General features: G+C 39.8%; 17 protein-coding genes. 16 read left to right on the forward strand and 1 reads right to left on the reverse strand.

Going from position 1 to position 13,251, the window contains the following annotated elements; translation table 11 throughout:
* Nucleotides 1–38 precede the first annotated feature (38 nt).
* The 8 genes from MLE13_RS02265 to MLE13_RS02300 all read left to right on the forward strand — a co-directional run bounded on the left by MLE13_RS02265 (nt 39) and on the right by MLE13_RS02300 (nt 5,901).
* A complete protein-coding gene (locus tag MLE13_RS02265; protein ID WP_240747819.1) occupies nt 39–1,292 on the forward strand; it encodes a tetratricopeptide repeat protein in 1,254 nt (417 codons plus the stop codon).
* 14 nt (nt 1,293–1,306) lie between these two features.
* Nucleotides 1,307–1,867: a ReoY family proteolytic degradation factor gene (locus tag MLE13_RS02270; protein ID WP_240747820.1), complete on the forward strand. Its 561-nt coding sequence runs from the start codon at nt 1,307–1,309 to the stop codon at nt 1,865–1,867.
* Between the two features lie 9 nt (nt 1,868–1,876).
* A complete protein-coding gene (locus tag MLE13_RS02275) occupies nt 1,877–2,329 on the forward strand; it encodes a DUF2487 family protein (RefSeq protein WP_240747821.1) in 453 nt (150 codons plus the stop codon).
* Nucleotides 2,330–2,469: 140 nt separating this feature from the next.
* Nucleotides 2,470–2,973: a ubiquinol-cytochrome c reductase iron-sulfur subunit gene (locus MLE13_RS02280; RefSeq protein ID WP_240747822.1), complete on the forward strand. Its 504-nt coding sequence runs from the start codon at nt 2,470–2,472 to the stop codon at nt 2,971–2,973.
* A 22-nt stretch (nt 2,974–2,995) separates the two neighbouring features.
* On the forward strand, nt 2,996–3,670 hold the full coding sequence (qcrB, locus tag MLE13_RS02285) for a menaquinol-cytochrome c reductase cytochrome b subunit (RefSeq protein ID WP_240747823.1): 675 nt from the start codon (nt 2,996–2,998) through the stop codon (nt 3,668–3,670).
* A 39-nt stretch (nt 3,671–3,709) separates the two neighbouring features.
* Nucleotides 3,710–4,492 carry a menaquinol-cytochrome c reductase cytochrome b/c subunit gene (locus MLE13_RS02290; protein WP_240747824.1) on the forward strand — a complete coding sequence of 261 codons (783 nt, stop codon included), beginning with the start codon at nt 3,710–3,712 and terminating at the stop codon, nt 4,490–4,492.
* Nucleotides 4,493–4,554: 62 nt separating this feature from the next.
* Nucleotides 4,555–5,166 (forward strand): DUF1405 domain-containing protein, encoded by a 612-nt coding sequence (locus MLE13_RS02295; RefSeq protein ID WP_430905191.1) that lies wholly within the window; start codon nt 4,555–4,557, stop codon nt 5,164–5,166.
* Between the two features lie 51 nt (nt 5,167–5,217).
* Nucleotides 5,218–5,901 carry a zinc metallopeptidase gene (locus MLE13_RS02300; RefSeq protein ID WP_240747826.1) on the forward strand — a complete coding sequence of 228 codons (684 nt, stop codon included), beginning with the start codon at nt 5,218–5,220 and terminating at the stop codon, nt 5,899–5,901.
* Nucleotides 5,902–5,949: 48 nt separating this feature from the next.
* Here the strand turns inward: MLE13_RS02300 and MLE13_RS02305 are convergent, their stop codons facing one another.
* Nucleotides 5,950–6,816 (reverse strand): YitT family protein, encoded by an 867-nt coding sequence (locus MLE13_RS02305; protein WP_240747827.1) that lies wholly within the window; start codon nt 6,814–6,816, stop codon nt 5,950–5,952.
* A 107-nt stretch (nt 6,817–6,923) separates the two neighbouring features.
* Between MLE13_RS02305 and MLE13_RS02310 the strand changes: the two genes are divergently transcribed.
* From MLE13_RS02310 to panD, 8 genes are all read left to right on the forward strand, one after another.
* The gene (locus MLE13_RS02310; protein WP_065528057.1) at nt 6,924–7,262 is read left to right on the forward strand and encodes a nucleotide pyrophosphohydrolase; all 339 of its coding nucleotides are present in this window, start codon (nt 6,924–6,926) and stop codon (nt 7,260–7,262) included.
* On the forward strand, nt 7,259–8,059 hold the full coding sequence (gene dapB / locus MLE13_RS02315; RefSeq protein WP_240747828.1) for a 4-hydroxy-tetrahydrodipicolinate reductase: 801 nt from the start codon (nt 7,259–7,261) through the stop codon (nt 8,057–8,059). Before MLE13_RS02310 ends, dapB begins: the two co-directional genes overlap by 4 nt.
* Nucleotides 8,060–8,072: 13 nt before the next feature.
* The gene (mgsA, locus tag MLE13_RS02320) at nt 8,073–8,477 is read left to right on the forward strand and encodes a methylglyoxal synthase (protein WP_240747829.1); all 405 of its coding nucleotides are present in this window, start codon (nt 8,073–8,075) and stop codon (nt 8,475–8,477) included.
* An 11-nt stretch (nt 8,478–8,488) separates the two neighbouring features.
* Entirely contained in the window at nt 8,489–9,631 is a 1,143-nt protein-coding gene (gene bshA / locus MLE13_RS02325) for an N-acetyl-alpha-D-glucosaminyl L-malate synthase BshA (RefSeq protein ID WP_240747830.1), read from the forward strand.
* Nucleotides 9,628–10,761 (forward strand): CCA tRNA nucleotidyltransferase, encoded by a 1,134-nt coding sequence (locus tag MLE13_RS02330; protein ID WP_240747831.1) that lies wholly within the window; start codon nt 9,628–9,630, stop codon nt 10,759–10,761. Before bshA ends, MLE13_RS02330 begins: the two co-directional genes overlap by 4 nt.
* Complete coding sequence (locus MLE13_RS02335; RefSeq protein WP_240747832.1) at nt 10,739–11,725, forward strand: biotin--[acetyl-CoA-carboxylase] ligase; 987 nt, start codon at nt 10,739–10,741, stop codon at nt 11,723–11,725. The genes MLE13_RS02330 and MLE13_RS02335 overlap by 23 nt, the downstream gene beginning before the upstream one ends.
* Before the next feature lie 269 nt (nt 11,726–11,994).
* The gene (gene panC, locus MLE13_RS02340; RefSeq protein WP_240747833.1) at nt 11,995–12,831 is read left to right on the forward strand and encodes a pantoate--beta-alanine ligase; all 837 of its coding nucleotides are present in this window, start codon (nt 11,995–11,997) and stop codon (nt 12,829–12,831) included.
* A 3-nt stretch (nt 12,832–12,834) separates the two neighbouring features.
* Nucleotides 12,835–13,218, forward strand: a complete 384-nt coding sequence (panD, locus tag MLE13_RS02345; RefSeq protein ID WP_008431043.1) for an aspartate 1-decarboxylase — start codon at nt 12,835–12,837, stop codon at nt 13,216–13,218.
* Nucleotides 13,219–13,251: the final 33 nt, after the last annotated feature.

The raw sequence follows: 13,251 nt of genomic DNA on the forward strand, positions 1-13,251 counted from the left end.
TAGGATGAATGTAAGAATGTGAAGGAATAGGTGATAGTATGGCGAATATTGAACAAATACAAAAAGCGGTGGAACAAGGAGACCCTAATCTTCTAAACACATTATTAGATGACTATTTGCTAAAAGGTGATCCAGATGAGCAGTATGGTTTATCTGAATGGCTAGCAGAAATAGGCTTTGTTGAAGAAGCAATCAAAGTACTCGAACATTTACAATATATCTTCCCAGAAGAAGCTCAATTGACAATCGACCGAGCCAATTTGTTAATAGATGCTGATCGGGAAGATGATGCATTAAATGCCTTGATGGAAATCCCGAAAGACGATGAATTGTATGCTCAAGCGCTTGTAACCTTAGCGGACTTGTTCCAGTTACAAGGTTTGCTTGAAGCAGCTGAGAATCGTTTAAATGAAGCGATAGACTTAATGCCAGAAGAACCTCTTTTGCAACAAGCCAAAGCGGAGTTGTTACTAGATTCTGGACGTTACTTGGAATCGGCCAAAATTTATCAAGAGCTCGAAGTACAGCAGGTTGAGATAGAAGGAGTCAATATTTCTGAAAGGCTAGCTGAAGTTTATAGTGCAGGAGCGGCTTACGAAGAAGCACTTCCTTATTATGAAAAAGCGCTTGAAGACTTAGCAACACCAGACGTATTGTTTGGCGCGGCATTTGCGGCATTCCAAACCCGTCAATACGAGATGGCCGTGCGTCGTCTAGATGAATTGATCGGCATTGATCCAGATTATTTTTCTGCTTATTTGTTAAAAGCACAAAGCTACAATATGGCTGAAGATTACCAACCTGCTTATCAGGCAATAAGCGAAGGACTCGCTAGAGATGAATTTGATAAGGAATTGTATTTATTCGCAGGTAAGCTCGCTTTAAAACTGGGTAAAGTGGACGAGGGTGTTGAACACCTTCGCCAAGCAATAGCATTAGACCCAGAATACATGGAAGCTATTTATACTTTAGTATCTTACTTCCATGCGCAAGAACAAGATGATGAAGTTCTTGAGTTGGCAGAAATGGTGGTCGAAAGTGGTGATGACTGGGCAGGCCTTTACCCAATGGTAGCGGAAGCTTACGAACGCACAGAAAATTATAAGCAGGCGACGGTTTACTATGAAAAAGCTTATTCATCGTTTAAAGACGATGTGGTTTTTTTGAAAAAATATGCCTTATTTTTAATAGAAGAAGGAAAAAGAGAGCGCGCTCTCGAAATAATAAAAGAACTGCAAGTGCTAGAACCAGAAAACCCAGAATGGTTTGATTGGCAGCAGTCTTTTGAATGAAAGGAGGAAATTCCATGACCGCTTCAATATCAGTAGGTGAAAAAAAGCAATTTGTCCGTTGGTTCCTACAATCTTACAAGATGAAAAGACGTGAGTGCATTTGGATTCTGAATTATATGTTGAGCAACGAAGACCTGCTTGAAAAAACCCATTTTGTTGAAGAAGCGCATTATTGTCCGCGCGCAATGGTCATGTCCTCAACAGACTCAAAAGAAATCCCTTTCCGTTTTTATAAAGGGAACTTAATGACGGCAGACGCGGAAAAATCATTTCATGACTTGCGTTTAAATCCCGATGAACATTTGTATATCCAATTGAATTTCCCTAATATTCCTCCACCGACTTTGTATTTGTCAGTGTTGGAAGAAAATCCATATATACCTGAAGATGCATCTATTGATGAACAAGATCGTCAAATTGCTGAGAAAATATTAAAAGAAAGCATGTCTGTTTTCCATGAAGAAACGATTTACAAACAAATTGATGAAGCATTAGATGCCAACGATCGCGATCGCTTTTTTGAACTGTCAGCAATGTTGCAGGCGTTCAAAGCCATTAAAAAAGACGGAGAGTGAAAATACGCTATGCATTTTATCGGTAAAGAAATTGATCAATATTTGAGTCAACAAGATTATATAGATACAGCTGTTGTACCTCTTTTACAGTTAGATTTAAGTGAAAATGGGATGAAATCCAGTGCAGGTGCTTCCGAATATTTGCAAAGCCTAACTGCTATGCTAGAAAAACAATTTAAAGGGCGGATACTTTTACTTCCGCCTATTTCTTATGGCAAAATAGCAAATCGGCAGCGAATTGCAGCTGAATTGTTGGAAGAATTACAGCATACAAAGTTTAAACATATCTTTTATTTAACGACAGATTCTGAATGGCGAACGATTGACAGCTTAAAAAATGTTTTATGGCTACCAGCAATTCCGATGGAGGATATGGACCAATCCTTTAAAAATTCAGTAATGGAAGACCAGTTGAGACAAGTATTGCCGCTATTTACAAAAGAATGGTCACATCATTCATGAAATGTTCACAAACTACTTGAATAGGCTATATGCGATATTGACCTTAAGATTTGATTGATATATCATTAGGTTGTCCTAGTAATTATATTTGAATGAGTATGTCCATTGGACTGACCTTGAATGTTAGAGGGGGGAAAAGGATGAGTAATAATCGTGTATCACGACGTCAATTTTTAGGCTACACTTTAACAGGTGTAGGTGGTTTCATGGCAGCAGGTATGTTGATGCCAATGGTTCGTTTCGCAGTAGATCCTGTTCTTCAACAAAAAGAAGGCAGCGACTACGTTTTAACTGATCAAGCTGTAGCTGATATTACGGAAGAACCAGTACGTGTCGATTTCACTTACGAACAAACAGACGCATGGTATAAATCTGAAGTAACAAATTCAGCTTGGGTGTATAAAGACGGCGATAAACTAATCGCACTATCACCAGTTTGTAAACATTTAGGATGTACAGTGAACTGGGCAGGGAGTCCAGATTACCCGACACAATTCTTCTGTCCATGTCACGCAGGCCGTTATGAGAAAAACGGACAAAACATCCCGGGTACACCGCCGCTTGGACCACTCGATGAGTACCAAGTAAAAGAACAAGATGGCTTTGTTGCAATCGGCGCAGTAAGAGAAAACACACTAGTTTAATAGTTAAGGGGGTACGACACCAGTGCTAAACAAGTTATATGATTGGGTTGATGAGCGATTAGACATTACGCCTATCTGGCGTGATATTGCTGACCATGAAGTACCTGAGCACGTAAACCCCGCACACCACTTTTCAGCATTTGTTTATTGTTTTGGGGGACTTACATTTTTCATTACAGTAATTCAGATCTTATCCGGTATGTTCTTAACAATGTATTATGTGCCAGATATTGAGAATGCTTGGCAGTCGGTTTATTATCTTCAAAACGAAGTTGCTTTTGGAGAAATTGTGCGTGGGATGCATCACTGGGGAGCTTCTCTTGTAGTTGTTATGATTTTCCTTCATACACTGCGGGTATTCTTTACAGGGTCTTATAAGAAACCGCGTGAGCTAAACTGGGTAGTAGGCGTTTTACTATTCGGTGTTATCCTTGGATTGAGCTTCACGGGTTACTTGCTTCCATGGGATATGAAAGCTCTATTTGCAACAAAAGTTGGGATTGAAATTGCGGCATCTGTACCGGTCATCGGTGGATCGATCAAACTTCTATTGGCTGGGGATTCAACAATCCTTGGTGCACAGACTTTGACACGATTCTTCGCTATCCATGTCTTCTTTTTACCTGCAGCTTTGCTTGGGTTGCTAGCTGCTCACTTTATCATGATTAGAAAACAAGGTATTTCAGGACCGCTATAATTCATTCCGCAACAAGGATTTTTTAAGGAGGGAACACTTATGCATCGCGGAAAAGGGATGAAATTTGTAGGGGATTCGCGTGTTCCGGGTATGGAATTCCGTAAGCCGAATATTCCTAAAGATTACTCCGAATACCCTGGTAAAACAGAAGCTTTCTGGCCAAACTTCCTTTTGAAAGAATGGATGATTGGTTCGGTCTTCTTAATCGGTTATTTGCTTTTGACTGTTGCTCATCCTTCGCCTCTTGAAGGTCAGGCTGATCCAACTGATACAGCATATATTCCTTTACCAGACTGGTATTTCTTGTTCTTATATCAATTACTGAAATACGAATTTGCATCCGGACCATTTAACGTGGTTGGAGCTATCATCGTTCCAGGACTTGCTTTTGGAGCACTTATGTTGGCACCATTCTTAGACCGCGGACCGGAAAGACGCCCTTCGAAACGCCCATTACCTACAGGATTTATGATTCTTGGTATCGTATCAATCATCTTCCTAACATGGGAATCAGTAGCAAACCATGACTGGGAAGCTGCTGAAGCGCAAGGGAAAATCACTCAAGAAGTAGAAATTGATACAACTGATCCAGGATATGAAGTGTATTCTGCAGCAGCTTGTATTAGTTGCCATGGCGATAATTTAGAAGGAGCAGTTGGACCATCACTTGTTGGAACTGGCTTGTCTCCTGAAGAAATCGCTGAAATTGCTGTCAACGGTATCGAAAAAGACGGTGCGCTTGTAATGCCTGCTGCATGGGATGGCACAGATGAAGATCTGAAACTGTTAACTGAATTTATTTCAGGCCTTGAAGCAGAATAATAATAATAGAAAAAGAGTCGGGAAACCGGCTCTTTTTTTCTATCTTGAAAGGAAGAAAAATGATGCTTTCCTTTGCGATTAAAATTTCAGCTTGGTTAATGTACCGTCCATTTTTAATCTTATTATTTGTAGTAAACTTGGCGGGTTCGATTTATGGATACATATGGTATGGATGGCAACTAAAAATCACTGAACCGATTTTTTTGATATTTGTTCCAGATAGCCCTACAGCCAGCTTGTTTTTCACCATCGTGCTTGGTTTGTGGATTTTTGGTAAGCGAAATCGATTAATTGAGGCTTTAGCTTTTGTTACATTGATTAAATATGGATTATGGGCAGTTATCATGAATTTACTTACCTTGTGGGAGGTAGGGGCAATTGGTTGGATTGGCTGGATGTTAATTGGCTCTCACTTCGCTATGGCATTGCAAGCAGTTCTTTATATCGAACATTATCGTTTTGGTTGGCTATCTGTCGCTTTAACAGCTGTTTGGACTTTGCATAATGATGTAATTGATTATGTCTTTGGTCAAATGCCTATTTATAGTAGGTTGAGTGAGTATAGTAGTCAAATCGGTTACTTTACATTTTGGCTTTCCATTGTTTGTGTCGGATTTGCCTTTTATGTAGCTTATTTGAATAAAACGCAATCCATTTCAGTTGACCAATATTGACTAATTTAAGTAAAATAAGAGTATCAAATAGAAAGAGGTGTTGATTTAGACATGGGTATAGGCGGTTATATCTTCTATTTTATCCTTTTGCTAATCATCCCACTATGGGCTCAATTTAAATTAAAGAGAACGTATGCTAAATACTCTAAAATTCGTTCCACATCTGGTCACACGGGTGCTCAAGTAGCACGTATTATTTTAGATGCGAATGGCTTGCATGATATTAAAGTAACAGAAAGTCGCGGTATGTTAAGCGATCATTATAATCCGTTAACAAAAATCGTTGCATTAAGCAGCCATAATTATCACGAGGCTTCAGTCGCGGGTACAGCGGTTGCGGCTCACGAAGTTGGGCATGCGATACAAGATGCAGAAGATTATTCCTTCTTACGCTTGCGTCATCGCCTTGTACCAATCGTTAACGTATCTTCGAATATGTCGTGGATTTTTATTATGATCGGCTTCTTTTCAGCGTGGAGTGGTGCATTATTGATTGGTATCATTTTATTGGCTGCTGGTGTAGTATTCCAACTGATAACTTTGCCAGTCGAATTTAATGCCTCAAGTCGTGCAATGGATCAGCTTTTGTCTCATAATATTATCCGTAATGAAGAAGAACGGGATGCGAAAAAAGTATTAAGCGCAGCAGCAATGACTTATGTAGCTGCGACAGCAGTTGCGGTTCTTGAACTTGCACGATTAATTTTAATCTATACAGGTATGCAACGCTCATAAAAAAACGGCCCGTAAAAGGGCCGTTTTTTTCTATATAAAAGTTCTAGATTAACCGATTGGCCGTTTTTCTTCATCTAGCGTAAACCCTTCGCCCATCACATCATGAACGTCCATTAAGGAAACAAAGGCATGAGGATCAACAGAATTAATTATGCTTTTCAGTCGAACAATTTCATTTCGTGCAATAACGCAATACAAAACTTCCCGTTCTTCTTTTGTGAAATGACCGTAGCCACGAAGAATTGTGATGCCACGATCCATTTCGATGGCAATACGGCTGGCGATTTCTTCTTGAGAATTTGAAATGATCAATGCACCACGGCCAGAATAAGCACCTTCTTGCACAAAATCAATAACACGTGCTCCAACAAACACAGCCACGAGTGTATACATCATTGAGCGGTGGTCAAGGAATGTTAACCAAGATAACATGATGACACCAGCATCAAAAAGAAACATTGTTTTTCCCATGCTCCAACCAATGTATTTCTGTGCCAAGCGCGCAATTATATCGACGCCTCCTGTAGTCCCGCCAAAGCGGAAAATGATTCCGAGTCCGATCCCAATAAATACACCGGCAAACAAAGCGGCTAAAAATAAGTCATCTTGTAAATTGATTTGAATTTCGTAAACGAGGAAAATTTTTAAGAATATCGAAACTGCTACAGTACCGATGATAGTGTAAAGAAAAACTTTTCTACCGAGAAGTTTCCATCCTATAAAAAATAATGGGATATTTAATAACAAGTTCATCAATGCTGGGTCCCAATTAAAGATAAAGTACAAAATCAATGTAATACCAGCGAACCCACCTTCTCCCAGTTCGTTTTGGATATTAAAATGAACAAATCCAAAACTGTAAATGGCAGCACCAAGAAGGATAAATAAGATGTTTTTAATTTTCAACTCTTTCAATTATGCCAAGCCCCTTTCGTAAATGTAGACTTCTGTATTATCGTTGAAATAATGTGTTTTGACAACATCTCAAGTTTTCTTTACGATTGACTGAGGAGTGTGATGAAATGAGCGGGGAAAAAACCATGAAACAGCTTCAGCAAGAGGTTGACACATACATTGGGCAATTCAAAGAAGGCTATTTTCAACCGATGGAAATGATGGCTCGTTTAACAGAAGAACTTGGTGAACTTTCTAGAGAAGTCATGCATGAATACGGTCCAAAAAAAAAGAAAAGTTCAGAGGCTGAAAACAGTATCGAAGAAGAAATGGGCGACGTTCTATTTGTTTTGATCTGTATGGCAAACTCTATGGACATCGATCTTGCGGATGCTCATGACCGAGTAATTGATAAATTTAACAATAGAGATCAAAATCGTTGGACACGAAAGGATGAACAAAAATGACAATTCGCGTAGCAATTGCAGGGGCAAGAGGAAAAATGGGTAAAGAAGCAGTACATACAGTTATGAATCATGCCGAAATGGAACTTGTTTCTGTTTTGGATTATAAAAAAGTCGGCGACACATTAGCTGATACAAAATTATTTCCTTCTGATTTCACTGCTCCTATTTACATCGATCTTGAACAGCTCAACGCTGAAACCAAGCCGGACGTACTTATCGATTTGACTACGCCAGAATTTGTTTACGAACATACAAAACAGGCATTGGAATTGAATGTACGACCTGTTGTTGGCACGACAGGATTTTCGGATGAGCAACTAGAGGAATTAAAGGCACTTTCAAAAGAATCAAAAATTGGATGCATTATTGCACCGAACTTTGCAATTGGAGCGGTATTAATGATGAAGTTTGCAGAACAAGCAGCTAAATATTTACCGGATATTGAGATTATTGAAATGCATCATGATCAAAAACTTGATGCTCCTTCTGGAACAGCGATGAAAACTGCGCATTTGATTTCACAGCAACGTCCTATTCATGAACAAGGACATGTCCACGAAAAAGAAATTCTCGAAGGTGCACGTGGTGCAAATTACGATGGTATGCGCATCCATAGTGTTCGTTTGCCTGGATTGGTAGCTCACCAACAAGTATTACTTGGCGGAGAAGGTCAAATGCTAACGCTTCGACACGATTCATTTAATCGAGGCTCATTTATGTCTGGTGTGATTTTATCTATTCAAACCGTGATGGAAAAAGAAGAATTGATTTATGGTTTAGAACACATAATCGACTAAAGGGGACGATAATATGAATATAGCTTTGATTGCCCATGACCGTAAAAAAGATGATCTGATTCAATTTGCATTAGCTTACGAGCCAATTTTATCTGAACATGGACTTTATGCAACAGGAACGACTGGTCAACGAATCATTGACGAAACTAATTTATCAGTAACCCGCTTTCGCTCTGGCCCACTTGGTGGAGATCAGCAAATCGGTGCAATGATCGCACAAGATGAAATGGATATGATTATTTTTTTCCGTGATCCATTGACTGCACAACCGCATGAACCTGATGTCACAGCGTTAATCCGCCTGTGTGACGTCTATGGGATACCTTTAGCCACGAACATGGGAACAGCTGAAGTTCTTCTTAAAGGGTTAAAAGAAGGCTTTATAGACTGGCGTCTGCTTGGAGAAAGAAGAGGATAGGAGAGAAAAGCGTGCGAAAAATGAAAATCGGCATCACTTGCTATCCAACTGTTGGAGGATCTGGAGTTATTGCCACTGAACTAGGAAAAATGTTGGCGGAAAAAGGACACGAAGTTCATTTTATTACGTCTAGCACTCCGTTCCGTTTAAATAAAACGTATCCAAATATCTTTAATCATCAAGTTGACATCAATACGTATTCCGTCTTTCAATATGCCCCTTACGATATTGCGTTAGCCACAAAAATTTCTGAAGTGATCAAAAATGAAGGGCTGGATCTTCTCCATGTCCATTACGCGATTCCTCATGCAGTATGCGCTATTCTTGGGCGCGATATGGCCGGCTCAAACATTGGCATCGTGACAACACTACACGGCACAGATATTACAGTATTAGGATCAGATTCTTCTTTAAAAGAAGCGATTCGCTATGGTATTGAAAAATCTGATATCGTTACGGCTGTTTCTAATTCACTTAGAGACCAAACTTATGAGCTGATCCAACCGGACAAAACGATTGAGACGGTTTATAATTTTGTCGATGAAAGAGAGTATCACCCCAAAAGTGAAACGAAAATAAAGGAACAACTCGGCATCGATGCTGCTGAGAAAGTGATGATTCACGTTTCAAACTTCCGTAACGTTAAACGTGTTCAAGATGTTATCAAAACTTTTTCATTGGCTCATCAGCAAATTAACTGCAAATTATTACTAGTCGGTGATGGACCTGAAATGGGACGAATTATTCAACAAGTACGGGATTTAGAAATAGAAGAACATGTATTGTTTCTAGGAAAACGAGACGATCTCGCAGAATTTTATAGCATTAGTGACATTAAACTTTTGCTTTCTGAAAAAGAAGCATTTGGTTTGGTGCTACTAGAAGCGATGGCGTGTGGAGTTCCGGTCATTGGGACAAACATCGGTGGTATGCCTGAAATTATTAATCCGGGTGTCAACGGATTTCTTGTCGAACTCGGAGACACGGAGCAGGCGGCTCGATATGCAATTGACATGTTGAGTGATGAGGTACTATTGCAAAAATTACGTCAAGGCGCACTGGACACCGTGTCCGAGCATTTTCATTCTTCAAAAATCCTGCAACAATATGAAGGTTTATACGAACAGTTGATGCCAAAGGATGAAGAACAATGAATACGGCCATTAAAGTCATCCACACATTAAAAGCAGCGGGTTTCGAGGCATATATAGTTGGTGGAGCGGTACGTGATTTATTGTTAGGAAAAACGCCGCATGATGTGGACGTGGCTTCATCGGCTTTGCCACAGCAAGTAAAAGCACTATTTGATCGTACTGTCGACACGGGCATTGACCACGGAACAGTTTTAGTATTACTAGACGGTGTAGGCATTGAAGTGACGACGTTTCGTACAGAGAGTAGCTATTCCGATAATCGTAGACCGGATTCAGTCGAGTTTGTTCTTTCGCTTGAAGAAGATTTGCGGCGTCGTGACTTTACGATCAATGCAATGGCGATGACTGAAGATCTCAAAATTATTGATCCATTTGGTGGAAAAGAAGATTTGAAAAATAAAGTAATCCGTGCAGTTGGGGATCCGGATGAACGTTTTGAAGAAGATGCGTTACGAATGTTGCGCGCAATTCGGTTTTCAGGACAGCTAGATTTTATTATCGATATGAAAACACTGCTTTCTATACGACGACATGCACGGTTAATTAGATTTATTGCTGTGGAACGGCTAAAGTCAGAGATTGACAAAATTTTTGTCAATCCCAGCATGCAAAAAAGCATGGCTTACTTGAAAGATTCCGTTTTAACGCGATTTCTGCCAGTTGGCGGTTTATTCGAAGTGGATTGGATACCGTATCATACAGACGGAAACCCCACTTATGGTTGGTTATATTTATTGCAGCAGCAAAAACGTCAGTTTACGGATATAAAAGATTATCGTTTTTCTAATGAAGAAAAACGACTTATAGAAAAAAGTTTAGAACTAACCGCATTAAACACGTGGGATCAATGGACATTTTATAAGTACACTCTTAAACAATTGGAAATGGCTTCACACGTAACAGGAAAAAAGAAAGATTTAGCTGCTATAAAGCAACAATTACCGATTCAATCAAGATCTGAACTTGCGGTCGATGGCTGGGATTTAATCGAGTGGAGTGGGGCGAAATCCGGACCATGGTTAAAAGTATGGATTGAAAAAATTGAAAGACTTATTGTATATGGGATATTAAAAAACGACAAAGAATTGATAAAGGACTGGTTTGAAGATGAATATCACAGTCACACTTAAGATAGCTAAACGATTAATTGAGTCGAATGGTGAAGCTGTATCAGGCCAGCAGTTAGCAGATGAATTCGGCATTTCTAGAACCGCTATCTGGAAGCACATAAAAGAGCTTGAAGAAAAAGGCTATGATATTGAATCAGTCAAAAGAAAAGGCTATCGCATTGTCACTGCACCAGACACATTAGAGCCTTTAGGTATTCAAACAGGATTGAAAACAAAACGAATCGGCCAAGAAATTGAATATGTCGAAAGTTGTGCATCCACTCAAATTATTGCTCATCAATTAGCTCAAGAAGGAGCTCAAGATGGGACGGTCGTACTTACAGAAACTCAGACGGCTGGGCGTGGCAGAATGGCTCGGAAATGGGATTCTGCTGCTAAAAAAGGCGTATGGATGAGTATTATCCTACGGCCAGATGTGGCACCACAAAAAGCACCTCAATTTACATTAGTAACGGCTGTAGCGATTGTTCGCGCAATCGAAGAAGTCACCAAATTGCAACCAAAAATCAAATGGCCGAATGATATTTTGCTTAATGGCAAAAAATGTACAGGCATTTTAACTGAGCTTCAATCCGACGCAGATGGTATACAAGCATTGATTATTGGTATCGGACTAAACGTCAATCAGGAAAAAGAAGATTTTGACCTTGAAGTTCAAGATATCGCGACGTCATTGAAAATGGCGAGTGGAGAAACCGTTAATCGTCAAAAATTAGTGCAGTCTGTGTTGTTTTACATGGAGCTGTATACACAAATGTATATTGATGAAGGGTTTGGCATGTTAAAGATTTTGTGGGAAAGTTATTCGACAACAATAGGACAACCTGTCAGAGCTCGTATGACCAATCAAACACTTGAAGGCATTGCCGAAGGAATTACCGAGGAAGGAGTTCTTCAATTACGAACGTCCGATGGGGAACTTCACGGCATATACTCAGCTGATATTGAAATGGCTGATTCATAAAAGTTGATTGGGCTCTCTTTTTCTAGTTTAATGAGCAAAGAGCATGGAATGTGTTTTTTTCTGAAATTCTGTTATAGTATTTTTAATGGGCAGTATCGTCTACGAACTGCACCGACCAACCGTAAGACACCCAAATGAATACGAATAAGTTCTGCCTTGATCAGATTCACGACAGGGACGGAGGAAACCTAACGCACATTTACTGTCCTTCTGTCTTTTTTTAGCAGAAGGGCTTTTTATATGGTTTTCTTCCCGAGAGGAGAGAAAAAATGTTGATTTTACAGACGGTAATCGAACTAAAAGAATGGGTTCGTGATACCAAAAAAGCTGGCAAAACAATTGGTCTTGTGCCAACAATGGGTTTTCTGCATGAAGGCCATCTTTCGCTAGTCGAAAAAGCAAAAGCGGAAAACGACAAAGTGGTCATGAGTATTTTTGTGAATCCCGCTCAATTTGGACCGAACGAAGATTTTGATCGGTATCCAAGAGACTTAAAGCGAGACCAAGAGCTTGCTGAAGGAGCCGGTACTGACGTTATTTTTGCGCCAAGCGTTGAAGAAATGTATCCGCGCGAAAGCCAAATTCAACTATCTGCAGGCGCTCAAGCTGATGTGCTTTGCGGCGCGAAAAGGCCAGGTCATTTTGATGGAGTATTAAAAGTAGTCACCAAGCTGTTTCATTTGGTTGAGGCGGATTTGGCTTATTTTGGCCAGAAAGATGCGCAACAATTAGCGATTATTGAATCGTTAGTGGCAGATTATAATTTCCCAATGGCCATAAGAAGAGGCGAAACGGTCCGTGAAAATGACGGGCTTGCGAAAAGCTCTCGAAATGTTTACTTGAGTGATACGGAGCGGAACGAAGCACCTCATTTGAGAAAAGCATTAGAAATGGGGAAAGAGTTGTTTTTACAAGGTCAAAATCCGATCGAGCCAATGACTGCCTATTTAACTGAACATACATCTGGAATCATCGATTATATTGAATTACTTGATTATCCAACGTTAACAACTACTATTCAACAAGATGCCATTTTGGCATTAGCCGTAAAGTTTGAAAAAGCACGTTTAATCGACAATATTATTTTCAACCAAAAGGGGAACTGATTTATGCTTAGAATGATGTTAAATTCAAAAATCCATCGCGCAACTGTAACTGAAGCCGATTTAAATTATGTAGGAAGTATTACCATTGACCAAGATTTACTTGATGCAGTGGGCATGTTGCCCAATGAAAAAGTTCATATCGTTAATAACAACAACGGTGCCCGTTTTGAAACGTATATCATTGCAGGAGAACGCGGGAGCGGCGTTATTTGTGTTAACGGTGCAGCAGCCCGTCTAGTACAGCGTGGAGATATCGTGATTATTTTATCTTATGCTTATGTAATGAATGAAAACGCACGTGACCATAAACCAACTGTCGCTATTATGGATGCCGAAAACCAAATTAAAGAAATTCTTCATTACGAACCTGAAGCAACTGTTATGTAAGCAAGCAGCTCCCAAAAGAGGGGGCTGTTTTCT

This window comes from Planococcus halocryophilus, assembly GCF_022489025.1.
Taxonomy (GTDB): Bacteria; Bacillota; Bacilli; order Bacillales_A; family Planococcaceae; genus Planococcus; species Planococcus halocryophilus_A.